This window comes from Microbacterium sp. P03 (genome assembly GCF_043556235.1).
Classification (GTDB): domain Bacteria; phylum Actinomycetota; class Actinomycetes; order Actinomycetales; family Microbacteriaceae; genus Microbacterium.
Genome location: NZ_JBIGIM010000002.1, coordinates 419665 through 446434 on the forward strand (window position 1 = coordinate 419665; position 26770 = coordinate 446434).

The following is a 26770-nucleotide window of genomic DNA, read 5'->3' on the forward strand; positions in this document are numbered from 1 at the left end:
CCTCGCGACGCGCCTGGCCGCGGTATCCGCCCGCCTAGACTTGGTGCTCGTGGTCACCCGTCTCTCGCACTACTTCCTGCGCACGCTCCGCGAAAACCCCTCCGACGCGGAGGTGGCGAGTCATCGCCTGCTGGTGCGCGCCGGTTACATCCGTCGTACCGCGCCCGGGATCTTCGCGTGGCTGCCGCTCGGCCTGAAGGTCAAGGCGAAGATCGAGGGCATCATCCGCGACGAGATGACTGCCGCCGGCGCCTACGAGGTGCATTTCCCGGCGCTCGTGCCCCGCGACCCGTACGAGCAGTCCGGCCGCTGGGAGACCTACGGGAACGGCATCTTCCGGCTCAAGGATCGCAACGACGCCGATTACCTGCTGGCGCCCACCCACGAAGAGCTCTTCACGCTGCTGGTGAAGGACCTGTACTCGTCGTACAAGGATCTGCCGCTGGCGATCTATCAGATCCAGGACAAGTACCGCGATGAGGCGCGACCTCGCGCGGGCCTCCTGCGCGGGCGCGAGTTCACGATGAAGGACGCCTACTCGTTCGATTACACGGACGCGGGATTGGATGCCTCGTACCAGCGTCAGCGCGACGCGTACGAGCGCATCTTCACGCGCCTCGGACTGGAGTACGTCATCGTCGCCGCCGACAACGGCTTGATGGGCGGGGCGCGCAGCGAGGAGTTCCTGCACCCCACCCCGATCGGCGAGGACACCTTCGTGCGGACGGCCGGCGGGTACGCGGCCAATGTCGAGGCGTTCACCACGGTGGTGCCGGACGCGCTCCCGTTCGACGACCTCGCCGAGCCGGTCATCTTCGATTCGCCGAACACGCCGACGATCCAGACGCTCGTCGACCACGCCAACGCGAACCTCGACGCGCCCGCGGAGGGGGAGTGGACGGCCGCGCACACCCTGAAGAACGTGGTCCTCGCGCTCACCCACCTCGACGGCACTCGCGAACTCGTCGTGGTCGGGCTTCCCGGCGACCGCGACGTCGACGACAAGCGCGTGGAGGTCGCCTTCGCGCCCGCTGCCGTCGAAGCCGCCACGGCGGATGACTTCGAGCGCCATCCGCTGCTCGTGAAGGGGTACATCGGACCCTGGTCGGAGACCGGCGCGATCCTCGGCGAGGAGTCGGCCACCGGCATCCGCTACGTGCTCGACCCTCGGGTGGTCGAGGGGACCAGCTGGATCACCGGGGCGAACATCGACCAGAAGCACGTCCACACGCTGGTCGCCGGCCGCGATTTCACCGGCGACGGGTTCGTCGAGGTCTCGACCGTTCGGGCGGGAGACCCCGCTCCCGACGGCTCCGGCCCGATCGAGCTCGCCCGCGGCATGGAGATCGGTCACGTGTTCCAGCTCGGACGCTTCTTCGCCGAGACGCTGGGGCTCAAGGTGCTCGACGAGAACGGCAAGCTCGTCACCGTCACCATGGGTTCTTACGGAATCGGGGTGACGCGCATCCTTGCGATCATCGCCGAGCTCAACAACGACGACAAGGGCCTCATCTGGCCCGAGTCCGTGTCCCCGTTCGACGTGCACGTCGTGGCGACGGGCCGGGATGCAGCGGCTTTCGAGCTCGCCGAGTCGCTGTCGGCCGATCTCGAGGCATCCGGATTCGACGTGCTCTACGACGATCGGGCGAAGGTCTCACCCGGTGTGAAGTTCGGCGACGCCGAGCTCATCGGCGTGCCGCAGATCATCATCGTGGGTCGCGGGGCCGTCGACGGGCAGGTCGAGCTGTGGGACCGTCGCACCGGCGACCGGGAAGTCGTGCCGGCGGTCGAGGCCGTGGGACGGCTTCGCGCCTGACCCTGACCCGGTCCGGGTTCGGGTCAGCGGACGATCTGCAGGCTCACGATGCGAGCGGGCGTGCCGGTGCCGCAGGAGGCGTCCCCGGGAGAGGCCGTTTCGATCTTGACCAGGACGGAGTCGCCCACCGCGACCTCCTGGTCGACCGGGCCGATGAGTGACCACGTCGTGCCGTCGTCGGTGACGACGTCATGGCAGCCGTCGCTGGTCGCCGACACCCGACCGGCGACGGTGCCGGCTGCCTTGGCATCGGACGGACCGCTCGGCGGACCGGTGGGTCGTGGCGTGGTGGGGAGCTCGCTCGACGACATCGGAGTGGACGACCCGGACGGACCGGTGGGGCCCGACGAGCCGGAGCCCTGACCTGCGGCGCACCCCGTGACGGTGGCGGCCAGGCTCCCCGTGGCGAGCACGGCGACAGCGATTCTCAACGACACGCGCATGATGACTCCTTCGTGGGGCTCCGAGAAGACCCGGCGGATGGACCATCCTGCGCCCCGAAACCGTGCAGCGCCCGGGAGTCGGACTCCCGGGCGCCGCACAGATGGGTGTGGATCAGAACAGTCCGACGGTCATCGACGTCCCGTTCTGCTGCAGGACGAGCATCCGCACGCCCACGGCGGGCAGTTTGACGCCGTGGTTCGGCAGCTCCTCGTACCAGTACTTCTTGCGGTCATCGAACAGCGGAGACGGCAGCTGGCTGCGTACCGTGCTCTTCTTGCCGTCCACATGCAGGTTCAGCGTGTCGGTCAGCTTGAACCCGAACGGCGCGTCGTACACCTGCACGCGCGCGCGCCACAGATTGCCGTTGACGTCCTTCAGCGGCTTGGGGTGCGCGTCGATGTAGAGGTTGCGTCCGCTGCCGGGGTGCACGAAGGTGTCGTTGTCCGCATAGGACGTGTCCCAGTACGAGATGAGCAGACCCTGCTGGTAGGGATAGTGGTCCACGAAGTCCGGCTTCGTCGACGCGTATCCGAAGAAGTAGGGACCCGTCTTCAGGTACTTGTCGTAGGAGACGTACGACCGGTTGGCGGCGATGTAGTAGTTGTCGTACTGCGCCGTCGAGGAAGAGCCGACGTTCGCGAACCCGTCCGCCGTCCAGCCGTTGTCGCCCGACTCGGCGTCGTCCGTGAAGACTCCGGCGATCGCGATGTCATCGACGAACAGGCCGTTCGGCACCTCGGGGTCGTTCCCTCCGACAGCGGGGTCGGTGGAGTAGCGGAATCGGAGATCGACCGTCTGACCCGCGTACGCACTCAGATCGAACGATGCTGCCGTCCAGTCCGCCTGCGTGCCGTCGATGCCGTTGCCACCGTCGTCGTTCGTGATGCTGCCGGGGATGGCGACGAAGCCGGAGCCCGCATCCACCTCGACGAACGCGTAGTCGCAGGCGTCCGGACCGCAGTCCTCGATATCCCAACGGGCCTGGAACGTGAGCTGAGGAGCTCCCACCGGGAGCGTCACCGATCGTGTCAGGGTGTTGCTCAGATCGGCTTCGTCTCCGCTGTACCACTGGTGCGCTCCGCTGAACGGGTCGCCGAGAGGTGTGGCGACGTCCTTCTTCGGGAGCGTGACGATGATCGCCTGCTTCTTCTTGGAGTTGTACTCCGCCGGGCCGAGTCGAACGATCTTCCGTTCGCCCGCCGTCACCGACTGGTAGTCGAGCCACCCGAGCTGGAGCTTGTTCCACGCGCCGAGGTCTCCGCCGCGCTCGCCGATCCCCTGGTCGCTCTTCGCGCCGAGTCGGCTCTGCGCCATGAGCGTCCAGTGCTCGTTGTTGTTGTCGCCGCCCGATTCGACGTTGTAGTCGTCGGGCAGCCCGAGGTCGTGCCCGTACTCGTGGTAGAAGACGCTCCGGCCGCCGTTCTCCGGCTGGATCGTGTAGTCGCCGATCCAGACGTCCGACGAACCGATCTGCGTTCCGCCGAGGGGGTTCTCGCCCGGCCCGGTCGCGCCCTGGTCGTTCGAGAAGGCGTACCAGCGGTGACTCCAGATGGCGTCGCTGCCGTAGATGGGGTCACCGTCGGCCTCGTCACCCCCGGCGTGCACGATCTGGAAGTGGTCGATGTAGCCGTCGGGCTCGTTGAACTCGCCGTCGCCGTCGAAGTCGTAGCGATCCCACTGGTCGAAGGACGCGAGATCGGCGTTGACTTCCGTCTCAGACCGGCCCTGCGCGAGCTGGTCCTGGTACCAGACGTTCGCTGCGTCCCGGACGAGGTTCCACACCGTGCTGCAGACGTTGCTGCCGCACAGGTTGGTGCCGTAGCGCCCCTGGGTGTACGGAACCTTCACCCAGTCGGTCACTTCGCCGTTCAGGCTGTAGCGACCCGAGGACTGCGACTCGTAGTACGTGCGCAGCGACTCGTCCTCACCGAAGTAGAGGTCCTGGAAGTGCGACTGCGAATAGTCGGCCTGCCACACCGTGCTGTTGTCGACCGCGCGGTTCGGCTCCGGGATCTGGTTGCGCAGGGGACCTTCGGTGCGCTGCGCATCCTCCGCCGACGGGATGTTGGCGAGCTTCTCATCGCCGAACTCCGCGAGGATCACGAACACGCGGTCGGTCGTCTCACGGGAGAGTTCGACGTACTGATCCTTACGGGGCTTGAAGTCGAAGAATCCCCGTCGGCTCTCGGCGTTCCCGCCCGGGGCGGCTCCGGCGTCTGAGCCGTTGCCGAGGTTCACCACGGTGCTGGAGCCGCGCTGCTCGGGCGTCGCCTCCCCGTTCAGGACCGACGTGATCGCCTGCTCGCGCAGAGCAGACCGTTTCTCGTCGAGCGGGTTGGGCAGGTTGTCCGTGGGGACGGACTCCGCTGCGGGAGGGACGGCCGCGGGGGCGGCGAATGCGGGACCGGCGGCGGTGAGGCCGGCACCCACGAGCGCCGCACAGACGACGCTGACGAGCAGTTTTCGCACGAATGACTCCATTTGTGAGGGTGCCGTCGTCGCTGAGGTCGGCGGCGGGACGTCAAGAGCGCAATCACCGGGCCGCACGTGCGCGGAGGGGTGCCTCAGACTCTCGTTCGTATTGCGCGCGCCGGTTCGGCGCTCTGGGGAGTCTATGAATGGGCCGAGAGTTCGACAAGACCTTGCCGAGAAGGTCCGCCTGCGATACGGACCTCGCAACTCCCGCGGATCAGTGGGTGATCCGCCCGTGGTTCATGATGTCGTCGTCGGGGGTGTCCTTGCTCACGAAGGCCTTCAGCATCCCCGCGGCCATCGCGATCTTCCCCTTCGCGGGCTCCCAGAACTCCGTTTCGACCGGAGTGACCTTCAGGAGCGCGATGTCGGGGGTGTCCAGTCCCTCCTCGAACCAGATGTCGAGCGACGGCGAGTACAGCTCCTTCATCTTGTCCGCATCGTGGACCACGCTCGCCCGTCCCGCGACCGACACGTAGCGCATGCCCTTCGCATCGCAGTACGACAGTCCGACCTCGTGGTGGGCCTCGGCCTCGTCGACCTTCTTGGAGTCATCCGAGGTGAAGAACCAGATGTCGCCGTTGTCGTCCATCTGCCTCGTGCTCATCGGTCTGCTCACCAGATTGCCGGCGTCGTCTCGTGTCGTCAGCATCGTGAAGTCGATGTCTTCCACCAGATCCTTGACGCGGGCGATGGCCTCGGGTCCTGTCAGTTCAGTCATGATCCGAGCCTGTCGCCGGGGTTCTTCCGCGACAAGGGATTGACAGGTCGGATGCCGCGTTCTAGCTGTTCCTCGCAGAGATCACGCAGATACGGCCGACTTATCATGGGCCGGTGGCCGGGGGACTCGATGAGCGCGGGCGCTCCATGCCCTGGAGCGCTCTCCCACGCATGATCGTCCGTGCGCCGCCGAGGGTCGTGCTCGTCGTCGGACTGGCTGTCGTCATCCTCGGTCTTCTCATCGTCACGCGGCCGCTGACATCGCTTCTCCTCCTGGGCGTGTACGTCGGACTCAGCGCCATCATCTCGGGCATCTTCGACCTGATCGCGACGCACCGGAGACCGCGCTGGTGGACGCGGGTCTTCGCCGTCCTGTGGATGGTCGGCGGCGCGGCCGTCCTGATCTGGCTGGGACGCAGCCTCGAACTCCTCCCCGCAGCGCTCGCCGTCCTCCTCCTCGTCGGCGGACTCGCGTCGCTCGGCGACGCCGTGGTCCGCGGCCGTGCCAGCGAACGCGTCCTGGCTGCGGCGTGGGGCGGGGCGCAGGTCGTGTTCGGCATCCTGGCGCTCACGTGGCCCGACGTCTCCGTGCTCGTGGTGGCCGTCGTCTTCGGTATCCGCACGATCGTGTCCGGTATCGCGCTGCTCGTCCAAGCGGTGCAGGGCCTGCTCGCCCAGGACGCCGCCCACACGGCGGCGCAGGCAGCGACCGACGAAGCCGACGGACGCGTCCCCGCCGTCGAGGCGGTACCCGACCCCGCCCGAGTCGCCCGCACCCACGCGCGCAGGCGCCGATCGGCGGATGCCGGACGGTACGCCCTGTCCCTGGTGCTGGTGGTGGCTGCGGCGGGCGGCTGGGCGCTGAACGACTACCTCGAGGACGGCGCCCCCGTGGTGGACGCCTTCTACAATCCGCCCTCCTCGGTTCCGGCCGAGCACGGCAAGCTCATCCGGTCGGACGACTACCCGGGACGCGCGCCGAAGGACGGGCGGGTGCACCGGATCCTGTACACGACCGAGGACGCGCTCGGCCGCCCGGCGGTCGCGAGTGCGCTCGTGATCACACCGACCGAGCCGATCGAGGGCGCAAGCCCCGTCGTGATCTGGAATCACGGCACCACCGGCGTCGCCCAGGGGTGCGCGCCGAGCCTGCGTGACGCGTCGGCGACGAAATGGGCGATCCCCGCGTTGGACGATGCGATGGCGCGAGGCTGGGTCGTGGTGGCGTCCGACTATTCCGGCCAGGGTGCCCCCGGGGACTATCCGTATCTGATCGGGCTGGGTGAGGCTCGCTCGTCACTGGATGCCGTGCTCGCCGCCCGGGAGTTCGAGGCGAGGTCGACCAGCCAGTGGGTGGAGATGTCCGCCCGGACCGTCGTATGGGGTCACTCGCAAGGGGGTCATGCCGGTCTGTGGACCTCGCAGATCGCGGGGGAGTACGCCCCGATGCTGAGTGTGGTCGGGACGGTCGCCATCGCGCCGGTCGCCGATCCGTACGCGCTCGCCAAAGAGATGCTGCGCGGCAGTGCGGGCGCCGAGCTGTCCGTGCTGTCGTCCTGGGTGCTGGTCCCCTACGCCGACACGTACGCCGACGTGAAGGTGAACGACTACGTGCCGCCCGAGGCGCGCACGCTGGTGCGCGAGATGACGCAGCGCTGCCTCAGCGAACCGGGCGTGGTCGTGTCAATGGTGTCGGCCCTCGGCGTGTCGGAGGATCGGCCGCTCTTCTCCGTGGGGCTGATCGGCGGTCCGCTCGGCAAGCGGCTGCAGGAGAACGCGGTCACAGGACCGCTCCCCGGTCCCCTGCTGGTGGCGTGGGGCACGGACGACGAAGTCGTGCCCCCCAAGCTGCAGGAGGAGTTCGTCGCGGCGCAGTGCGCGGCGGGTGAGGAGGTCGAGGCGATCCCGATCAAGGGGTACACGCATCTGCAGACGATCCTTCCGAAGTCGAGCCTCCTCCCGGAGCTGATCTCCTGGACCGACGCCCGTTTCGAGGGCGAGGAGCCTGCGCCCTCCGATTGCCCCTAGGCCCGGGGCCACCTCGTCGGCTCCTTCGGGCTTCCCAGACGGTTCGGACGCGGCATCCGGTAATGTAGGCGGGATGTCGTCGCGCACGTTCGCGACGGCGAGAGCTGAATATGGAGGGCCATCATGGACATCGATCTCGGACTGCTGCGCACGGTTGAACGCGAGAAGGAGATTCCCTTCGAGGAACTCGTCCGCATCATCGAGCAGGCGATCCTCACGGCATACGCGAAGCACACATCGCCCACGGGCGAGCTGCCCGCCGGCGCACGCGCAGAGCTGGATCGCAAGACCGGCCATGTCGCCGTGTTCATCCCTCTCACCGACGAAGAGGGCCTCGTGATCGGCGAGGAGGAGAGCACGCCGGACGACTTCGGCAGGATCGCCGCTTTCGCCGCGAAGCAGGTCATCGGCCAGCGGCTGCGCGACATCGCCGACGACGCCGTCCTGGGCGAGTTCAAGGGCAAAGAGGGCGACATCGTCGCCGGGGTCATCCAGCAGGGACCGAACCCCCGCATGGTGCACGTCGATCTCGGCACGGTCGAGGCCATCCTTCCTCCCGAGGAGCAGGTCGCCGGCGAGAAGTACACGCACGGCGCCCGTGTCCGCGTGTATGTGACGTCTGTGTCGAAGGGCAACAAGGGTCCGCAGATCACGGTCTCGCGGACGCATCCCGGTCTCGTTCGCAAACTGTTCGCCCTTGAGGTGCCGGAGATCGCCTCCGGCCTCGTCGAGATCGTCTCGCTCGCCCGTGAAGCCGGCCACCGCACCAAGATCGCGGTCAAGGCGAACGATCCGTCGATCAACGCGAAGGGCGCCTGCATCGGAGAACTCGGACGCCGCGTGCGCGCCGTGACCGAGGAGCTCAACGGCGAGAAGATCGACATCGTCGACTACCACCCCGAGCTGGCGAAGTTCGTGGCCAACGCCCTGTCGCCGGCGAAGGTGACGTCGAGCTTCATCCTCGATCAGACCTCCAAAGCGGTGCGGGCGCTCGTCCCCGACTACCAGCTCTCGCTGGCGATCGGCAAGGAAGGGCAGAACGCCCGTCTCGCCGCCAAGCTGACCGGCGCGAAGATCGACATCCAGCCCGACAGCATCCTCGAGGACGCCTGAACGACGGCAACGCGGTCGCCGTGACGCCTGCGACACCGACGGGGTCGATGTCGCAGGCGGTGCACGAGGGGGAGGTGTAACATGGAGCCCGTACGAACGTGCGTCGGTTGTCGTGCGCGTGCCTCCCGGTCCGCCCTTCTCAGGGTGGTGGCCACCCACTCCGCTCTCATCCCCGATGAGCGCGCGGTGATGCCGGGGAGGGGCGCGTGGGTGCATCCGACGGATGAATGCGTGGATGCCGCCATCCGGCGCCGCGCCTTCGTACGTGCATTGCGCGCGTCAGGTCCTCTTGACTCGCAGACCCTCACCGAACACCTCCAGCGAAACGGCTGAACGGCTATGGAATCAAAGTGAACGGCTCGAAATGAGTCCCGTCCGCAACTAACGGTCTGCCCTGCCTGGGTGGATCCCAGACAGGAGAATTGTGGCTAACGCCAAACCCCGTGTGCATGAAATCGCCTCCGAGCTCGGAGTCGACAGCAAGGTCGCCCTCGCGAAGCTCAAAGAGCTCGGCGAATTCGTGAAGAGTCCCTCTTCCACCATCGAGCCTCCCGTGGCCCGCAAGCTCCGCGCCGCGCTCGCCTCCGAGGCCGGCTCCGCCGCGCCTGCCGGCGCCCCTGCTGCGGCCAAGCCCGCAGCAGCACCGTCCGGCGCGACCCGCACGCCCGGTCGTCCCGGTCCCGCCCGTCCGGCGGCTCCCGCGGCACCCGTGCCCGTGCCCGCCGCTGCCACTCCGGCCCGCCCCGCGCCGGCGGCCCCCGCTGCGCCCGCCGCGGAGACACCTTCCGCTCCGGCCGCCGCAACCCCGTCCGCTCCGGCACCGGCAGCGCCCGCGGCATCCGACGCGCCGGCGTCCTCGGCGCCCACCCCGGGTGGTGCCGCTCCCGGCGCTCCCCGTCCCGGTGGCGCCCCACGTCCGGGCAACAACCCGTTCGCGTCGGCGCAGGGCATGGGTCAGCGTCCCGCGGGTCCGCGTCCGGGGAACAACCCGTTCGCGTCGACGCAGGGCATGGGCCAGCGTCCGAGCCCCGGAAACATTCCGCGTCCGCAGGCGCCGCGTCCCGGCGCTCCCCGTCCGGGCGCCCCGCGTCCCGGCGGCCCCGGTCGTCCCGGCGGTGCAGGTCGTCCCGGTGGTGCGCCGTTCCAGCAGCGCTCCGGTGGTCCTGGTCGTCCCGGCGGCGCCGGCGGCTTCCAGCGTCCCGGCGGCGCTCCCGGTGGAGCACCGGCCGGCGGTTTCGCCGGTCGTCCCGGCGGCGGCGGTCCCGGCAGCCGACCCGGTCGTGGCGGCACAGCCGGTGCGTTCGGTAAAGGCGGCGGCAAGTCGAAGCAGCGCAAGTCGCGTCGTGCCAAGCGCCAGGAATTCGAGATGCGGGATGCCCCGACCGTAGGTGGCATCAACGTCTCGCGCGGCAACGGCGAGATCATCCGTATGCGCCGCGGAGCATCCATCTCGGACTTCGCCGACAAGATCGAGAACATCACCGGCTATACGGTGCAGCCCGGCACGCTCGTCACGATCCTCTTCAACCTGGGTGAGATGGCGACCGCGACGGAGTCGCTCGACGAGGCGACCTTCGAGGTGCTGGGTGTCGAGCTCGGCTACAAGATCCAGATGGTCTCGCCCGAGGACGAAGACAAGGAGCTCCTCGAGGGCTTCGGTCTCGATCTCGAGGCGGAGCTGGAGAACGAGAACGAGGAAGACCTCGAGATCCGTCCTCCGGTCGTCACCGTCATGGGTCACGTCGACCACGGTAAGACCCGGCTGCTCGACGCCATCCGCCAGACGAACGTGGTCGCGGGCGAGGCCGGCGGCATCACGCAGCACATCGGTGCCTACCAGGTGTGGACCGAGCACGACGGCATCGAGCGCGCGATCACGTTCATCGACACCCCGGGTCACGAGGCGTTCACCGCCATGCGTGCGCGTGGTGCGCAGGTGACGGATCTCGCGATCCTGGTGGTCGCGGCCGACGACGGCATCATGCCTCAGACGGTCGAGGCGCTGAACCATGCGCAGGCGGCGAACGTGCCGATCGTGGTCGCGGTGAACAAGATCGACAAGCCCGACGCGAATCCCGCGAAGGTCCGCCAGCAGCTGACCGAGTACGGTCTAGTCGCCGAGGAGTACGGCGGAGACGTGATGTTCATCGATGTCTCGGCCCGCAACAACGTCGGCATCCAGGAGCTCCTGGACGCGGTGCTGCTCACGGCGGACGCCGGACTCGACCTCACGGCGAACCCGAACAAGGCCGCCCGTGGTGTCGCGATCGAAGCCAAGCTCGACAAGGGCCGCGGCTCCGTGGCGACCGTGCTCATCCAGTCCGGAACGCTCCGGGTCGGCGACGCGATCGTGGCCGGTACGGCTTACGGCCGCGTGCGGGCCATGGCGGACGAGAACGGCGACGCCGTTCTCGAGGCGTTCCCGTCTCGCCCGGTGCAGGTGCAGGGTCTCAACTCGGTGCCCCGCGCCGGTGACACCTTCATCGTCACGGACGAGGACCGTCTCGCCCGCCAGATCGCTGAGAAGCGTGAGGCTGCCGAGCGCAACGCCCAGCTGGCCAAGGCACGCAAGCGCATCTCGCTCGAGGACTTCACCCGTGCTCTGCAGGAGGGCAAGGTCGAATCCCTCAACCTCATCATCAAGGGCGACGTGTCCGGTGCCGTCGAGGCACTGGAGGAGTCGCTTCTCAAGATCGAGGTCGACGACTCGGTGCAGCTGCGCATCATCCACCGCGGTGTCGGTGCGGTGACCGAGTCGGATGTGAACCTGGCGACGATCGACAACGCGATCATCATCGGCTTCAATGTGCGTCCCGACGCCAAGGCCCGCGAGCGTGCATCGCGCGAAGGCGTCGACATCCGGTTCTACTCGGTCATCTACAACGCGATCGACGACGTCGAGCAGTCCCTCAAGGGCATGCTCAAGCCGGAGTTCGAAGAGATCCAGTCGGGTGTGGCCGAGATCCGCGAGGTGTTCCGCTCTTCCAAGTTCGGCAACATCGCCGGTGTCATCGTCCGCTCTGGAACGATCACGCGCAACGCGAAGGCCCGCGTCATCCGCGATGGCGTCGTCATCGCCGATGGTCTTGCCATCGAGTCGCTGCGTCGCTTCAAGGACGACGTCACCGAGGTTCGGACGGACTTCGAGGCCGGTATCGGTCTCGGCAAGTTCAACGACATCCAGATCGGCGACGAGATCGAGACGACCGAGATGATCGAGAAGCCTCGCGGCTGATCCGCATCGGTCACCCCGTCAGGATGCCCCGCCCTCACCGGGGCGGGGCATCCTGCGTACGCATCACCCTCTGGCAGGAAATGAAGGAGAACGACATGGCAGGCGAACGACAGGCCCGTGTGGCCGACCGCATCCGCGTGGTGCTGGCCGAACGGCTCGAGAAGGGCTTGCGCGACCCGCGTCTGGGCTTCGTCACCATCACGGATGTGAAGGTGACGGGCGACCTGCAGCACGCATCCGTGTTCTACACGGTCATGGGCGATGAGGCGCTCCGGGCAGACACGGCCGCCGCCCTCAAGTCGGCGACCGGACTCCTTCGGACCGAGGTGGGCAAGAACCTCAACACGCGACTCACCCCGACGCTCGAGTTCTTCCTCGACGCGATCCCCGAGAACGCCGACCACATCGCGGCGCTTCTCCAGGAGGCGCGCGAGCGCGATGCGGCGGTGGCCGCCCTCGCCGCCACCGGCGCCTACGCGGGCGACCCCGACCCCTACGTCAAGCCGCGCGAATTCGACGAGCAGACCGACGAGGTCGACGACGTCGACGACGCCGACGATTCCGAGGGTGCCGCGGAGCAGAAGACGGTCTGAGTCAGACTCGGGCGTCGAGCGCTCCGGGCAGAGCGAGAAGACCGGCGGATGCCTCGGCCAATCCGTCGGCCACCAGCGAGTCGATCGCGCGGTCGCGCTGCCGGGCATCGGGCCAGTCGACGAGGATGTCCTGGAGGGGAAGAGCCGATGATGAGGCATCCCGCAACGCCCTGAGGACTGCTCCCCGTGCCTGGCGGTCGCTGCCCTCGTAGCGCGCCTGCCGACGCCTCGTGTCGCCCGTGTCGGGATAGCCCGCAGTGCGCCATGCGCACACGTGCGCGAGCGGGCAGATCGGGCAGCGTGGCGCACGCGCGACGCAGACCGTCGCACCCAGTTCCATCGCCGCGGCGTTCGTGACGGCCGCAGCATCCCGCTCCTGCGGGAGGACGGCCTCCATCGCCGCGAGGTCGCGAGCCGACGGCGGACCGGGTTGCCCGGCCCCGTCGATCACCCGCGCGAGCACACGCCGCGTGTTCGTGTCGACCACGGGGTGCCTGTCGCCGTAGGCGAAGACCGCCACCGCCCGCGCCGTGTAGTCGCCGATGCCGGTGAGAGACAGCAGGTCATCCACGTCCCGGGGAACGACCCCGTTGTGGCGTTCCTGGATCTGCACCGCCGCGCGGTGCAGCCACAGCGCCCGTCGCGGGTACCCCAGATTCGCCCACTGACGGACGGCCTCGGCCGGGGCGTCCGCGGCCAGTGCCGCAGGCGTCGGCCATCGTGTCAGCCACGCTTCGAGGTGGGGGATGACGCGGGTCACCGGCGTCTGCTGCAGCATGAACTCGCTCACGAGTACACCCCAGGCCCCGAATCCCTCGGCACGCCAGGGCAGGTCGCGCGCATGCTCGCGGTACCACGCGATGAGCGGGGTGGCGAGGTCGGGCATGCGTGCCAGCCTAGGGCGACGACCCGCGGGTTCCGATCGCGGCACTCGACGGACCTCCGGCGTCCGGCGACGCGGGCCGGCCGGCGGTCCGCGCAGCGTCCGGGCGCCGATCCGCTGCGCCCGCGACTCTAGGCTGGAAGCATGCGCCTGCCGACCACCCCTGTCACGACCCTCCAGCGCGAGCTGCGCGATGAGGTGCGCCAGCACTACCGCGGGGGCCGCGTGATCGTCGCCGTCGACGGCGTGGACGGCTCGGGCAAGACCACCTTCGCCGACGGACTGGCCGAGGCCTTCGCCGAAGCCGACACCGCGGTCTTCCGCGCGAGCATCGACGGTTTCCACCGGCCGCGGGTCGAGCGCTACGCGCGCGGACGCACGTCGCCCGACGGCTTCTACCGTGATTCGTTCGACTACAGCACCTTCCGCCGGGTGCTGGTCGACCCGTTCCTCGACGGTGCGCAGACATCGGCGGCAACGGGGTTCCAGCTCAGCGCGTTCGACGTCGCGCGCGACGCGCCCGTCGAGGCGCAGTGGGTGACGGCCCCTCGCGACGCCGTTCTGATCGTCGACGGGGTGTTCCTCCTCCGCCCCGAGCTGCGAGGCCTGTGGCACTGGTCGCTCTGGCTGGAGGTGCCGTTCCGCGTCGCCTACGCGCGGATGGCGCTGCGCGACGGCAGCGATCCCGACCCCGACGCCCCGTCCAACGCCCGCTACCGTCAGGGTCAGGAGCTCTACCTCCGCGAGGCGAGGCCGAGGTACGCGGCATCCGCCATCGTCGAGAACAGCGACCTCGCCCACCCGGTGCGCATCTTCGGGGACTACTGCTGATGGCGGACGACTCGGCGCCGTCGGGGATCCTGCTCGTCGACAAGCCCGGCGGCATGACCAGCCACGATGTCGTCTCGCGCGCGCGCAAGGCGCTCGGCACGCGCAAGATCGGTCACGCCGGCACCCTCGATCCGATGGCCACGGGCCTCCTCGTCCTCGGCGTCGGGCCGGCCACACGGCTGCTGACATTCATCGTCGGTCTCGACAAGACGTACGAGGCCACGATCCGGCTGGGGTCGACGACCGACACGGACGACGCAGACGGTGCCGTCACATCGAGAGCGGATGCCGCAGCCCTCGCCCTCGTCGATGCGCCGGCGATCGCCGAGGCCATGGCCCCGCTCGCCGGTGACATCTCCCAGGTGCCGAGCACCGTGTCGGCCATCAAGGTCGACGGTCGGCGTGCCTACGACCTCGCCCGTGAGGGCGCCGAGGTCTCGCTCACGGCACGGGACGTCTCGGTGTCGCGGTTCGATCTGCTGGCTCGACGCGACCTGTCCGACGGATTCGATCTCGACGTGGTCGTTGACTGTTCGAGCGGCACGTACGTGCGTGCACTCGCGCGCGACCTCGGAAGGTCGCTCGGCGTCGGCGGGCACCTGACGGCACTGCGCAGAACACGCATCGGTCCATTCCCGGTTCAGGGCGCAGCATCCATCGATCAGCTCGCGGATGCCGCGCTGCAGACGGCCGCCGATGTCGGTGCGCTTCTGCTCGGTCGTTTCGATGCGACGCAGGCGGAGGCGCTCGACCTGCGCCAAGGCAAGCGACTGGTCGGCGCCGCGGACCGCATGGCCGGCAAGCGGGCGGCTGCGATCGATCCGGACGGCGTGATGATCGGCGTCGTCCACCGGCGGGGGAGCGATGTGAAGAGTGAGATGAATCTGCCGACGGGGAAGTACGTATGATCCTCTGGTTCACGTACGTGCAGGTCGGCGTCGCCACCGTCGGCGGTCTCCTGTGCGTCGTGCTCGGACTCGCCGGGCGCCGGCCCAGCGACCTCTCGGTCGGGGCGCTCGCTCTGCTCGAGTTGCTGCTCATCGCCCAGATCGTGGTCGCCGTCATCGCGCCGTTCGCCGGCAACTCGCCCTCGGGGAGTCTGCTGGAGTTCTGGGTCTACCTCGTCTCGGCCGCGCTCCTCCCTCCCGCGGGCGCCGCGTGGGCGCTGCTGGAGCGCAGCAGGTGGAGCACGGTCATCATGGGCATCGCCGCGCTCGCGGTGGCCGTCATGGTCTGGCGGATGCAGACGATCTGGACCATCCAGATCGCCTGAGGGTGACCCTCCATCCGCCGCAGCCGCGACACCGTGCCGGCTCTAGGATTGTGAGGTCATGTCATCTGCCGTCCCCTCTCGCCGCATGACCGGTATCGGACGTGTGCTCGTGGTCGTCTACGCGATCATGGCGCTCGCCGCCACCGGTCGCTCGCTCGTCCAGCTCATCGAGAAATACGATGAAGCGCCGCTCGCCTACACGCTGTCCGCGATGTCGGCGGTCGTCTACGTCGTCGCCACTCTCGCGCTGATCTTCTCGCGCTCACGCCGCTGGTACGCGATCGCCTGGGTCGCGATCGTGTTCGAACTCGCGGGGGTGCTCGTCATCGGCGCTCTGAGCCTGGTGCTGCCCGAGCTGTTCGCCCACCCCACCGTCTGGTCGTGGTTCGGGATGGGATACCTGTTCATCCCGCTCGTGCTGCCGTTCTTCGGGCTGTGGTGGCTCGTCACGCATCGGCCGATCGACGCGGGTACGACGCAGGTTGCGGCGGTGGCGCGGTCATGATCGTCTTCCGAGACCCCACGGAGGTCCCCGAGGGCTTCGGGCCGTCCGTGGTGACGATCGGCAAATTCGACGGGGTGCATGCCGGCCACCGTGCCATCATCAATCGCGCACGGGTGGATGCCGCATCCCACGACTCACGCGTCGTCGCGGTGACCTTCGACCGCAACCCGCTGAGTCTCCTTCGTCCTGAACTCTGCCCGCCGAGTCTGATCGGAGTGACGCAGAAGCTGCAGTTCCTCGCCGAGGCCGGGGTGGACGCGACGCTCCTGCTCACGTTCGACGAGGTGCTGGCCGCGCTTCCGGCGCGAGAGTTCGTGGAGCACGTCCTGGTCGCCTCGCTGGGTGTGCACACGGTCCTCGTGGGCGAGGACTTCCGCTTCGGGCACAAGGGTGCCGGAGACTCGGAGCTGCTGCGGTCCCTCGGTGACGATTACGGCTTCCGCGTGGACGTCATCCCGGACGTCCGCGCGATCCACGACGACCGTCGCGTGTCGTCCACCTGGATCCGCGAGCTGCTCGCAGAGGGAGACGTGCGCACGGCGGGCAGGGTGCTCGGACGTCCGGCGTCGGTCTGGGGTGAGGTGGTGCACGGGCTGAAGCGAGGTCGCGAACTCGGCTTCCCGACCGCGAACCTCTCCGTCGATCTGGAGGGGTTCGTCCCCGCCGACGGCGTGTACGCCGGATGGCTGATCGACGAGGAGCCCGAGACGGCGACCTCCGTCGAGCCGCGGCGCAGCATCCGGTACCCCGCGGCCATCAGCGTCGGCACCAACCCCACCTTCGACGATGTCCCCACGCGCCAGGTCGAGGCGTACGTCCTCGACGAGACCGACATCGACCTCTACGGCCATCACGTCGAAGTGCAGTTCATCGACCGCATCCGCGGAATGGTCGCGTTCGAGGGGATCGATCCGCTCATCGTGCAGATGACGGATGACGTGCGACAGGTGCGGGCGGCGCTCAGCTGACCGAGTCGGCCCGGGGTCAGTAGGACGAGTCGTCCGTCGCGCCGGTCGCGCCCTCACCGGCGAGGATGGCGCGCAGTTCGCCCAGGATCGTCGCACTGCCGCTCGTACCCAGTCGGGTTGCGCCGGCGTCGATCATGTCGAGCGCATTCTGGAGGCTGCGGACGCCCCCGGAGGCCTTCACCTGCACATCGGCGCCCACGCTCGCGCGCATCAACCGGACGTGCTCGAGCGTCGCGCCGCCGCCCGCGAAGCCGGTGGAGGTCTTCACGAAGGTCGCGCCACCCTCCTCGGTCAGGCGGCTGCCGCGCGCGATCTGCTCGTCGTCGAGGTATGCCGTCTCGAGGATCACCTTCGAAACGTGGCCGGCAGCAGCATTCGTCACGGCAGCGATGTCCGCGACGACGTCGTCATCCAGCCCCGAACGCAGCCAGCCGATGTTGATGACCATGTCGACCTCACGTGCACCGTCCGCGAGCGCCCGTTCGGTCTCGGCCACCTTCGCGGCCGTCGACGTCGTGCCGTGCGGGAAGCCGATCACCGTGCCGACCGCCACTCCCGAGCCCTCGAGGCGCTTCACCGCGTAGGCGATGTCGGAGGGACGGACGCAGACGCTGAAGACCTTCCATTCGCGGGCGATGTCGAGCTCGGCGTCCACGTCGGCGCGGGTGAGCTCCGGCTTGAGGATGGCGTGATCGATGGTGGCGGCGAGGTCGGCTTCGCTGAGCTGAGGCATGCCTCCAGCCTACGCAGGCAGAGGATCTCCGGGGATGAACCCGCGATCGGAGCTTCTTCGGGACGAGGGAATACCCCGGGGGGGTATGGTGGTTCCACTGCAGGACAATACGCAGGAGAGGTCGGATCACCATGAGCACCGAGGTCTACCAGGTCGAAGGCATGACGTGCGCGCACTGCGCCGCGGCCGTGACACGTGAAGTGCAGAGCATCGACGGCGTCGAGGATGTCGCGGTCGACGTCGACCGGGGAACCGTCGCGATCGTGGCCGACGTCCATGACGACGACGTCATCGCGGCCGCGGTGGACGAGGCGGGCTACCGACTCGTCGGACGCCGGTGAGCACTCCCGTCACCCCCGTCTCGGGCCGGCGCGAGGCGGTCCTGGAGATCGAGGGGATGACCTGTGCGAGCTGCGTGGCACGCGTCGAGAAGCGGCTGCAGGCGGTGGGCGGCGTCACGGCCGCCGTCAATCTCGCCACGGAATCGGCGAAGGTGTCCTACCCCGCGCAAGTCGAGACCTCGCGGCTGATCGCGGCCGTCCGCGAAGCCGGGTACGACGCGACGTTGCGCGCGCCGCGCCGGGGGCGTGCGGTCTCGGCCGCTGTCGACGTCGGACACCCTGATGCTGCCGAGCATGCTGTCGGTGATCACGACCACTCCCATGAGGATGCCCCCGGGGGGACGCCGCTGCGCACCCGTGTGCTCGTGAGCGCTCTGCTCGCGCTTCCCGTCGTCGCGTGGGGGATGGTGCCCGCGTGGCAGTTCCCCGGGTGGCAGTGGGCGTCGTTCGCCCTCGCGACACCCGTGGTGCTCTGGGGAGGCTGGCCGTTCCACCGTGCCACGATCGCCAACGCGCGCCACGGCGCGATGACGATGGACACCCTGATCACCCTCGGAACGATGGCGGCTTACCTGTGGAGTGCGTGGGCCCTGTTCTTCGGGTCAGCGGGCGAGATCGGCATGGTGCACGACGTCGCTCTGTTCGGCCGTTCGCACGACGCCACCGCGCTCGTCTACTTCGAGGTGGCCGCTGCCGTCACGGTCTTCCTCCTGGTGGGGCGGCTCATCGAGCAGCGCTCGAAGAGACGCGCGGGCAGCGCTCTGCGGGCGCTGCTGCAGTTGGGCGCCCACGACGTCGAGCTCGAGAACGGCGTGCGCATCCCGATCGACGATCTGCAGGTCGGCGACCTGTTCGTCGTGCGTCCGGGGGAGAAGATCGCCGCCGACGGCACGGTGCAGGGCGGCCGCGCCGCGGTCGATCAGAGCATGCTCACCGGTGAGTCGGTGCCCGTGGACGTCGCGCCCGGGTCGACCGTCACCGGGGGCACGATCGCCGTCGACGGTCGCCTCGTCGTCCGGGCGGGCGCGGTGGGTGCCGACACGAGGCTCGCGCACATGGCGCAGCTCGTCGAGGACGCCCAGTCCGGCAAGAGCCGCGTGCAGCGCGCGGCGGACCGCATCTCGGCCGTGTTCGTGCCGATCGTCATCGCCCTCGCTGTGCTCACCTTCCTCGCCTGGGTGCTGGCCGGCCAGCCCGTGTCGGCCGGCTTCGTCGCCGCGGTCGCGGTGCTGATCATCGCCTGTCCGTGCGCGCTCGGTCTGGCGACGCCCATCGCCGTCCTCGTCGGAACCGGCCGGGGGGCGGAGATCGGCATCCTGGTCACCGGACCGGAGGCGCTGGAGTCGGCCGATCGGGTCGACACCGTCGTGCTCGACAAGACGGGCACGGTGACGACGGGGCGGATGACGGTGGCGTCGGTGACGACGGACGACGGACTCGACGCCGCGGGGGCGCTCGTCCTCGCGGCATCCGTCGAAGCCGCCTCTCAGCACCCCGTCGCCCGCGCGATCGTCCAGGGCGCGGCGCGCGTCGACGCGGTCGAGGATTTCGCCGACCACGCGGGGCGGGGCGTGACGGGTCTGGTCGCCGGTCGGCGCGTGTTCGTCGGCCGGCCGTCGTTCGCGGTCGAGCAGGGCGCGGCGGTGAGCGACGTGCTCGCCGAGGCGGTCCGCCGCGGACAGGAGCGGTCGACGACCATCGTGCTCGGCTGGGACGGCGCGGTACGCGCGGTGATCGAGGTCGCCGATGCGGTGCGCGGCGACAGTCGCGAGGCGGTCGCGGCCCTCCGGCGGCAGGGGCTCGAGGTCATCCTGCTCACGGGCGACCACGAGGGCGTCGCGCGGGCGGTGGCCGCCGAGGTCGGCATCGGCACGGTGATCGCAGACGTCCTCCCCGAAGGCAAGGCCGCCGAGATCGAACGGCTGCGGGCGGAAGGTCGGCGTGTGGTGATGGTCGGCGACGGCGCGAACGACGCTGCCGCACTCGCGCTGTCCGACCTCGGCATCGCGATGGGCGGCGGCACCGACGCCGCGATGCACGCGAGCGACATCACCCTGGTGCGCTCCGAGCTGTCGGCCGCGGTGGACGCCATCCGCCTGAGCCGCCGGACGATGGGCGTCATCCGGGGCAATCTGTTCTGGGCGTTCGCCTACAACGTCGCAGCGCTTCCGCTGGCGGCCCTCGGCCTGCTCAACCCGATGATCGCAGGTGCGGCCATGGCGTTCTCGAGCGTGTTCGTGGTTCTCAACAGCCTCCGGCTGCGCAGCTTCCGCTGACGCGCCGTGGCGGCCGGGTACGGTCGCCGCGGCGCGCGCCGCCCGCGGGCGCGGCCGCAGCGTCGGTAGTCTCGACGAGCGCCTGAACGGCACCCGGCCGACTTCGCACGGAGGAATCACATGCCCGCGCACATCCGCCACCACGTCCGTGCCCTCACCCTGGCAGCGGCGGGTGCGACGCTGATGCTCGCCCTCGTCGGCTGTCAGCCCGAGCCGTCGCCCACAAATGCCGCGTCCTCCACGCCGTCGACGAGTTCGAGCACCGCCGCGCCGGCTTCGCCGAGCCCGTCCGCATCGACATCGCCGACCTCCACGGCGGCCGCGGAAGACATCGCACTCCCGGCCTCGTGCGACCAGCTCTACTCGTCGGCGATGCGCGCGACCCTCGACGCGACCATTCCGCCGCTCGGCGACCCGGGCGTGACGATGTACTCGACGCAGACGGTGGAAGCCCTCGAGGTGCTGGACTCGGGCGTCCCGACGATCCGCTGCACGTGGGGCGTGCCGTCCGAGACCGGCCTGTCGACCAACGTCTCGATCATCGACGGGGATCAGGCCGCGGCCATCCAGTCGGCGCTGCAGAACTCGGGCTTCAGCTGCGCGCCCGGGGCCGGGGGCACCCTGTGCACCTTCGAGGAGCGATCGATCACGCAGGACGACACCGAGACCGTCCGTACCGAGACCCAGTTCTTCCGCGGCAACGCGTGGGTGACCACGGTGAGCCTGAATGCGGCGGTCCCCGGGTACACCGAAGACATCGTGACGAGCCTCTGGGGATGACCTTCGCGCTCGGCGACGCGATTGCGCCGTTCCGCTGTGGCGCGCCGACCATGCTCTAGACTGCTCGTGGGGAATCATCGTCGACACCGCACCTCGCTGAAGCGAGTTCATGCGGATCGCATCGAGAACACCTGATCCGCGTTCGACCGGTCTACCGGCCACCCCGGATCACGCAGACCGAACCGGTCCCGACCGGTCATCGCCGGAGCATCCGGCATTCACGCTCAGGAGAAGCATGCCGACCACGGCAACCGCCAGCCAGAAGTCTCAGAACTCCGGTAACAGGCGCAGGAAGCCTTCGTCATCGCGGCGCGACGACGAAGCGCCCATCATTCCGATTCTCGCCCGCAAGGTGCGCGAAGTCGAGGCGAAAGCCCAGCACGGCAAGCTCGGTCCGACCAATCGGGTCAAGTTCCAGGTGATCGCCTTCCTCGTGCGCGAGGAACGCGCACGAGTCAAGGCCGACACCACGCTGCCCGACGGTGCGCGCCCCGAGCTGCTCAAGCGCCTCGACGGGGTGGCCACGATCCTCGCCAAGACCGCCGCGCGCGACACGTCGCTCATCCAGCTGCTGGAGGCCGACCAGGCGGCGTCGCCCGTCGCCCGTCGCATGCGGCGTGACTGGCTGCTCGAGTCGGGCGCCGATCTTCCCGACGACGAGCTCATCATCACGGATGTCGCGCCCGCGAGCGCGCCCGTCGTGCCGCCCGCCCTCGCCCAGAGGCAGGTCATCCCGCCGCAGGTCGACGCGCGTCGCGAGTCCAACCCGTTCCTGCCGCCCGACCTCTCGATGCGCGTCGCCCGGGAGACACCACGCCGACGTCTCGACGGGTGGGAACTGATGGGTCCGCTCTACAAGGCGTTCGAGACGGGCGCCGGGGGATCGGCAGCCTCGATGGAGCTTCCCGAGGTGCCGGAATTCGACCGCCTGTCGCCCCGGGGGCTCGAAGTCATGCCCCATCAGTCACGGTTCCTCGAGGCCGTGCGCGCGGGGCACCGCTCCTTCCTGCTCGCCGATGAGCCCGGCCTCGGCAAGACCGCCGAGTCCGCGCTCGCGGCATCCGTCGCCGACGCCTACCCCCTCCTCGCCGTCGTCCCGAACGTCGTGAAGATGAACTGGGTGCGCGAGGTCGAGCGCTGGACGCCCCATCGTCGCGCAACCGTCATCCAGGGGGACGGCGAGCAGATCGATGCGTTCGCCGACGTCTTCATCGTCAACTACGAGGTGCTCGACCGGCACCTCGCCTGGCTGAGTTCGATCGGACTGAAGGGGATGGTCGTCGACGAGGCCCACTTCATCAAGAACCTGTCATCCCAGCGCTCGCAGAACGTGCTCGCGCTCGGTGCCCGCATCCGCGAGCAGGTCCGCGATCCGCTCATGCTCGCACTCACGGGAACGCCCCTGATCAACGACGTCGAGGACTTCGACGCGATCTGGCGCTTCCTCGGGTGGACAAACGGCGAGAAGCCGGGGCCCGAGCTCATGGAGAAGCTCGACGCGACCGGTCTCACCCCCGCCGACAAGGCGTTCTACCCCGAGGCCCGCGACGCGGTCATCTCGATGGGCATCGTCCGTCGGAAGAAGAAGGACGTCGCTGCCGACCTGCCCGACAAGCTCATCGCCGACCTGCCCGTCGAGCTGGACGACGAGTTCGGCCGCTCCATTCGTCAGGCCGAGCGCGAGCTCGGAGAGCGGCTCGCCGCCCGCTACCGCCGCATCGTCGAGGCGCGCGGCGATCGTGGGCTGCTGCCCGGCGAAGTGGACGACGACATCGTCCGTCTCGTCGCGCACAACGAGCTCGAGGAGTCCAAAGCCGCCGGAACCGGTTCGGAGAACGTCTTCACGATGGTCCGCAAGATCGGTCAGGCCAAGGCGCTGCTGGCGGCGGACTATGCCGTGCAGCTGCAGCGGTCGGTCGGCAAGGTCGTGTTCTTCGCGAAGCACATCGACGTGATGGATGCGGCGGAGAAGCACTTCGCCGGCGCCGGGCTGCGCACGATCTCGGTGCGCGGCGACCAGACCAATACGGTGCGCCAGAACGCGATCGATGCCTTCAACAACGACCCGGGTGTCGGGATCGCGGTCTGCTCGCTGACCGCCGCCGGTGTCGGGCTGAACATGCAGGCGGCATCGAACGTCGTGCTGGCCGAGCTGTCGTGGACCGCGGCCGAGCAGACGCAGGCCATCGACCGCGTGCACCGCATCGGGCAGGACGAGCCGGTCACCGCCTGGCGGATCATCGCCGCGCACACGATCGACACGAAGATCGCCGAGCTGATCGACTCCAAGCAGGGTCTGGCGGCGCGCGCGCTCGACGGTGAGGCGGTGGATCCTCAGTCCAGCGACTCCGTGCAGTTGTCGGCCCTGATGCATCTCGTGCGGCAGGCGCTCGGCGCCGCGTAGGAGGGGCTCGCCCGGGTCGGGCGTTGTGGCAGGGGCGAGGCATCCGGCGCTAATGTCGGGTGAGGCAGCGTGGCCGACCCGACCCCCAGCAGCAAGGATCACACCATGAAGATCGGCATCCTCACGAGCGGTGGCGACTGCCCCGGACTCAACGCTGTCATCCGCGGCGCCGTGCTCAAGGGCACCACCGCGCACGACGTCGAGTTCGTCGGTATCCGGGATGGGTGGCGCGGCGTCGTGGACGGCGACTTCTTCCCCCTCACCCGGCACGAAGTGAAGGGGCTCTCGAAAGTGGGCGGCACCATCCTCGGCACGAGCCGCACGAACCCGTACGACGGAGTTCGCGGCGGGGCCGAGAACATCGCGAAGACGCTGTACGGCCACCGGATCGACGGGATCATCGCCATCGGAGGCGAGGGCACGCTCGCTGCAGCCGACCGGCTGTCGAAGGACGGCATCAACGTGATGGGCGTCCCGAAGACGATCGACAACGACCTGAGGGCCACCGACTACTCGTTCGGATTCGACACCGCGGTCAACATCGCCACGGAGGCCATGGACCGCCTCCGCACGACGGGGGATTCCCACCAGCGCTGCATGGTGGCCGAGGTCATGGGGCGACACGTCGGCTGGATCGCCCTGCACGCAGGCATGGCGGCCGGTGCGCACTCGATTCTCATCCCCGAGGTGCCGATGTCGATCGACGAGGTCTGCGCGCACGTCGAGCGAGCCCATGACCGCGGTCGCGCGCCGCTCATCGTGGTCAGCGAGGGGTTCAAGCTCAAGGACATGGACGAGGCCTTCAGCGTGAAGGGCATGGACGCGTTCAACCGCCCGCGACTGGGTGGCATCAGCGAGATCCTCGCCCCCGAGATCGAGCGCATCACCGGCATCGAGACCCGCGCGACGGTGCTGGGCCACATCCAGCGCGGCGGCTCGCCGTCGGGCTTCGACCGTGTGCTGGCGACGCGCCTGGGGATGGCTGCCGTCGACGCCGTGATAGACGATGCGTGGGGTCAGATGGTGTCGCTCAAGGGCACCGACATCGTGCGCGTCTCGTTCGCCGAGGCGCTCGGTGAGCTCAACACGGTTCCGCTCTACCGCTACGAAGAGGCCGCCGCGCTCTTCGGCTGACACCCGACCGGTCGGTCACTTCCGCTGCGGATCAGGACATTCCGCGGACTGACGAAGAAGAGCGGATGCCGCGGCCGCGGCATCCGCTCCCCGCTCAGTCCGCCAGCCCGAGGGTGTCGAGCAGCCAGGCGAGCTCGAAGGCCCGCTCCTTCCAGGAGTTGTAGCGCCCGGAGACCCCGCCGTGGCCCGCGACCATCTCGCACTTCAACAGCGCGTCGGCCCCGACCTCGCGGAGGCGGGCGACCCACTTCGCCGGTTCGACGTACAGCACCCGGGTGTCGTTCAGCGAGGTCACCGCGAGGATCTTCGGATAGTCGACGTCCGCGCGCACATTCTCGTACGGGGTGTAGGACTTCATGTACGCGTACACCTCGGCGTCGTGCAGCGGATCTCCCCACTCGTCCCATTCGATGACGGTGAGCGGCAGGTCCTCGTCGAGGATCGACGTGAGCGCGTCGACGAACGGGACCTCGGCCAGGATGCCCGCGAACAGCTCGGGCGCGAGGTTGGCCACGGCGCCCATCAGCAGCCCGCCGGCCGATCCGCCCTCGGCGACGAGGCGTTCGGGAGTCGTGTAGCCCTCGGCGATGAGATGCCGGGCGCTGTCGACGAAGTCGGTGAACGTGTTGCGCTTGTGGAGCAGCTTGCCGTCCTCGTACCACTGGCGGCCCATCTCGCCACCGCCCCGCACGTGCGCGACGGCGAAGATGACTCCACGATCGAGTTCCGACAAACGCGCGATCGAGAACGCCGGGTCGATCGAGTGCTCGTACGAACCGTACCCGTAGAGATGAAGTGGTCGAGGCGCGTCGCCGGCCGGGCCGAATGACCGCTTCCAGACGAGCGACAGGGGCACTTCGGTTCCGTCGGCGGCCGTCGCCCAGACGCGTGCCTGCGCGTAGTGCTCCGGGTCGTATCCGCCGAGCACGGGCTGGCGCTTGCGCAACAACAGCTCTCGCGTCGCGATGTCGTAGTCGTAGACCGTCGACGGCGTCACGAACGAGCCGTAGCCGACCCTGAGCAGCGGCGGCGCCCACTCGCGGTTGCCGCCGAAGCCGGCGGCGTACAGCGGTTCACCGAACTGCAGGTCGTCGACGGCACCCGTCTGGTAGTCGAGCAGGCCGATGCGCGACAGGCCTTCGCGGCGGTACTCGACCGTGGCGAAGTCGCGGAAGCAGTCGACCTCGATCAGTCGGGTGCCGCCGGTGTGGGGCAGGAGCACCGCGCGCTCCCCCTGAGGGTCGGATGCCGCGACCCGCACGAGCTCGAAGTCCAGGGCGCCGTCGTTGTGGAGGATGAGCAGAACGTCCTCCCCGTCGAGGACGGCGTGATCCACGGAGTACTCGACCCCTTCCTTGCGCGGCCAGACGACCTGCGGAGTGGCGCTCAGATCGTCGGCAGGCACGAGCCAGTCCTCGGACGTGATGGATGATCCCATCCCGATCACGAGGTACTTGTCGCTGCGCGTGAAGCCCGCACCCAGCCAGAACCGCTCATCGGGCTCGTGGAACAGCTGCACGTCGGCGGCGGCGTCCGTGCCCACGATGTGATTCCACACGGTGTCGGGTCGCCACTTGTCGTCGACCGTGGAGTAGATGATCGATGCACCGTCGGGGGAGAACTGCGCGCCGGATGATGTCTCGACGATGACGTCGGGCAGGGGCGCTCCGGTGTCGAGGTCGCGCACGCGAACGGTGTAGCGCTCGTCGCCGCTGGTGTCGACGCCGAAGAGCATGAGCCGCCCGTCATCGGAGACGTCGAACGCCCCGAGGGAGAAGAAGTCCGTGCCCTCCGCCTCCAGGTTGCTGTCGAGCAGGACCTGCTCACCGGGGACGGGGACGTCCGGCGAGAGCTCCGGGGGAGTCCAGTCGTCGGGCGCCGCGATCGGGGCGCGGCATTGGATGCCGTACTGCTGCCCCTCGACGGTGCGACCGTAATACCACCAGTCGCCCCGACGGGACGGCACAGAGAGGTCGGTCTCGAGCGTGCGGTCCTTGATCTCGCGGAAGATGCTCTCGCGCAGCCCTGAGAGGTGTGCGGTGCGCTGCTCGGTGTAGGCGTTCTCCGCCTCGAGATGCGAGATGACGTCGGCGTCGTCCTTCTCGCGGAGCCACTCGTACGCGTCTTCGACGTCATCGCCGTGGTGCGAGCGCGTGAACGGCTCTCGGCGGGTGGTGGGGGGGACGAGGGATGCCGCGACCTGCGGCTCTGTGTCGGTCAC

General features: G+C 68.9%; 22 protein-coding genes. 16 read left to right on the forward strand and 6 right to left on the reverse strand.

Annotated elements, in window-relative coordinates; genetic code table 11:
- The first annotated feature begins 49 nt into the window (after positions 1-49).
- Positions 50-1816 carry a proline--tRNA ligase gene (locus ACFXOO_RS09100; protein WP_378840627.1) on the forward strand — a complete coding sequence of 589 codons (1767 nt, stop codon included), beginning with the start codon at positions 50-52 and terminating at the stop codon, positions 1814-1816.
- 23 nt (positions 1817-1839) lie between these two features.
- On the opposite strand, the gene ACFXOO_RS09105 is transcribed toward ACFXOO_RS09100, so the two are convergent.
- From ACFXOO_RS09105 to ACFXOO_RS09115, 3 genes are all read right to left on the reverse strand, one after another.
- Positions 1840-2259 (reverse strand): hypothetical protein, encoded by a 420-nt coding sequence (locus ACFXOO_RS09105; RefSeq protein ID WP_394563375.1) that lies wholly within the window; start codon positions 2257-2259, stop codon positions 1840-1842.
- A 112-nt stretch (positions 2260-2371) separates the two neighbouring features.
- A complete protein-coding gene (locus ACFXOO_RS09110) occupies positions 2372-4729 on the reverse strand; it encodes an immune inhibitor A domain-containing protein (RefSeq protein WP_378840622.1) in 2358 nt (785 codons plus the stop codon).
- Positions 4730-4949: 220 nt separating this feature from the next.
- Complete coding sequence (locus ACFXOO_RS09115; RefSeq protein WP_394563376.1) at positions 4950-5453, reverse strand: pyridoxamine 5'-phosphate oxidase family protein; 504 nt, start codon at positions 5451-5453, stop codon at positions 4950-4952.
- A 113-nt stretch (positions 5454-5566) separates the two neighbouring features.
- Between ACFXOO_RS09115 and ACFXOO_RS09120 the strand changes: the two genes are divergently transcribed.
- From ACFXOO_RS09120 to rbfA, 5 genes are all read left to right on the forward strand, one after another.
- Entirely contained in the window at positions 5567-7480 is a 1914-nt protein-coding gene (locus ACFXOO_RS09120) for a lipase family protein (RefSeq protein ID WP_394563377.1), read from the forward strand.
- A gap of 123 nt (positions 7481-7603) precedes the next feature.
- The gene (nusA, locus tag ACFXOO_RS09125) at positions 7604-8593 is read left to right on the forward strand and encodes a transcription termination factor NusA (RefSeq protein ID WP_378840614.1); all 990 of its coding nucleotides are present in this window, start codon (positions 7604-7606) and stop codon (positions 8591-8593) included.
- Between the two features lie 81 nt (positions 8594-8674).
- Positions 8675-8926, forward strand: coding sequence for a YlxR family protein (locus tag ACFXOO_RS09130; protein WP_394563378.1), 252 nt, complete (start codon positions 8675-8677; stop codon positions 8924-8926).
- Between the two features lie 112 nt (positions 8927-9038).
- Complete coding sequence (gene infB / locus ACFXOO_RS09135; RefSeq protein WP_394563406.1) at positions 9039-11828, forward strand: translation initiation factor IF-2; 2790 nt, start codon at positions 9039-9041, stop codon at positions 11826-11828.
- A gap of 95 nt (positions 11829-11923) precedes the next feature.
- Positions 11924-12421 carry a 30S ribosome-binding factor RbfA gene (gene rbfA / locus ACFXOO_RS09140; protein ID WP_394563379.1) on the forward strand — a complete coding sequence of 166 codons (498 nt, stop codon included), beginning with the start codon at positions 11924-11926 and terminating at the stop codon, positions 12419-12421.
- Between the two features lies 1 nt (position 12422).
- On the opposite strand, the gene ACFXOO_RS09145 is transcribed toward rbfA, so the two are convergent.
- Positions 12423-13307, reverse strand: coding sequence for an A/G-specific adenine glycosylase (locus tag ACFXOO_RS09145; protein ID WP_394563380.1), 885 nt, complete (start codon positions 13305-13307; stop codon positions 12423-12425).
- Between the two features lie 141 nt (positions 13308-13448).
- Between ACFXOO_RS09145 and ACFXOO_RS09150 the strand changes: the two genes are divergently transcribed.
- From ACFXOO_RS09150 to ACFXOO_RS09170, 5 genes are read left to right on the forward strand one after another with little or no spacing between them, the layout of a single operon-like run.
- Positions 13449-14135: a uridine kinase gene (locus tag ACFXOO_RS09150; RefSeq protein ID WP_378840603.1), complete on the forward strand. Its 687-nt coding sequence runs from the start codon at positions 13449-13451 to the stop codon at positions 14133-14135.
- A complete protein-coding gene (gene truB / locus ACFXOO_RS09155; RefSeq protein WP_378854092.1) occupies positions 14135-15043 on the forward strand; it encodes a tRNA pseudouridine(55) synthase TruB in 909 nt (302 codons plus the stop codon). The genes ACFXOO_RS09150 and truB overlap by 1 nt, the downstream gene beginning before the upstream one ends.
- Positions 15040-15408: a hypothetical protein gene (locus tag ACFXOO_RS09160; RefSeq protein ID WP_378840598.1), complete on the forward strand. Its 369-nt coding sequence runs from the start codon at positions 15040-15042 to the stop codon at positions 15406-15408. Before truB ends, ACFXOO_RS09160 begins: the two co-directional genes overlap by 4 nt.
- A 58-nt stretch (positions 15409-15466) precedes the next feature.
- On the forward strand, positions 15467-15913 hold the full coding sequence (locus ACFXOO_RS09165; protein WP_378840596.1) for a hypothetical protein: 447 nt from the start codon (positions 15467-15469) through the stop codon (positions 15911-15913).
- Positions 15910-16881, forward strand: coding sequence for a bifunctional riboflavin kinase/FAD synthetase (locus ACFXOO_RS09170; RefSeq protein WP_394563381.1), 972 nt, complete (start codon positions 15910-15912; stop codon positions 16879-16881). Before ACFXOO_RS09165 ends, ACFXOO_RS09170 begins: the two co-directional genes overlap by 4 nt.
- Before the next feature lie 16 nt (positions 16882-16897).
- Here ACFXOO_RS09170 and deoC read toward each other — a convergent pair whose 3' ends face one another.
- Positions 16898-17614, reverse strand: a complete 717-nt coding sequence (gene deoC / locus ACFXOO_RS09175) for a deoxyribose-phosphate aldolase (RefSeq protein WP_378840591.1) — start codon at positions 17612-17614, stop codon at positions 16898-16900.
- Between the two features lie 131 nt (positions 17615-17745).
- Here deoC and ACFXOO_RS09180 point away from each other — a divergent pair, with 131 nt between their 5' ends.
- The 5 genes from ACFXOO_RS09180 (at position 17746) to ACFXOO_RS09200 (ending at position 24549) form a co-directional block, all read left to right on the forward strand.
- Complete coding sequence (locus tag ACFXOO_RS09180; protein WP_378840588.1) at positions 17746-17955, forward strand: heavy-metal-associated domain-containing protein; 210 nt, start codon at positions 17746-17748, stop codon at positions 17953-17955.
- Positions 17952-20231: a heavy metal translocating P-type ATPase gene (locus tag ACFXOO_RS09185; protein ID WP_378840585.1), complete on the forward strand. Its 2280-nt coding sequence runs from the start codon at positions 17952-17954 to the stop codon at positions 20229-20231. The genes ACFXOO_RS09180 and ACFXOO_RS09185 overlap by 4 nt, the downstream gene beginning before the upstream one ends.
- Positions 20232-20351: 120 nt before the next feature.
- A complete protein-coding gene (locus ACFXOO_RS09190) occupies positions 20352-21011 on the forward strand; it encodes a hypothetical protein (protein ID WP_378840584.1) in 660 nt (219 codons plus the stop codon).
- A 235-nt stretch (positions 21012-21246) separates the two neighbouring features.
- The gene (locus ACFXOO_RS09195; protein ID WP_378840581.1) at positions 21247-23415 is read left to right on the forward strand and encodes a DEAD/DEAH box helicase; all 2169 of its coding nucleotides are present in this window, start codon (positions 21247-21249) and stop codon (positions 23413-23415) included.
- 105 nt (positions 23416-23520) lie between these two features.
- A complete protein-coding gene (locus ACFXOO_RS09200) occupies positions 23521-24549 on the forward strand; it encodes a 6-phosphofructokinase (RefSeq protein ID WP_378840578.1) in 1029 nt (342 codons plus the stop codon).
- A gap of 94 nt (positions 24550-24643) precedes the next feature.
- Here ACFXOO_RS09200 and ACFXOO_RS09205 read toward each other — a convergent pair whose 3' ends face one another.
- Complete coding sequence (locus ACFXOO_RS09205) at positions 24644-26770, reverse strand: S9 family peptidase (RefSeq protein WP_378854100.1); 2127 nt, start codon at positions 26768-26770, stop codon at positions 24644-24646.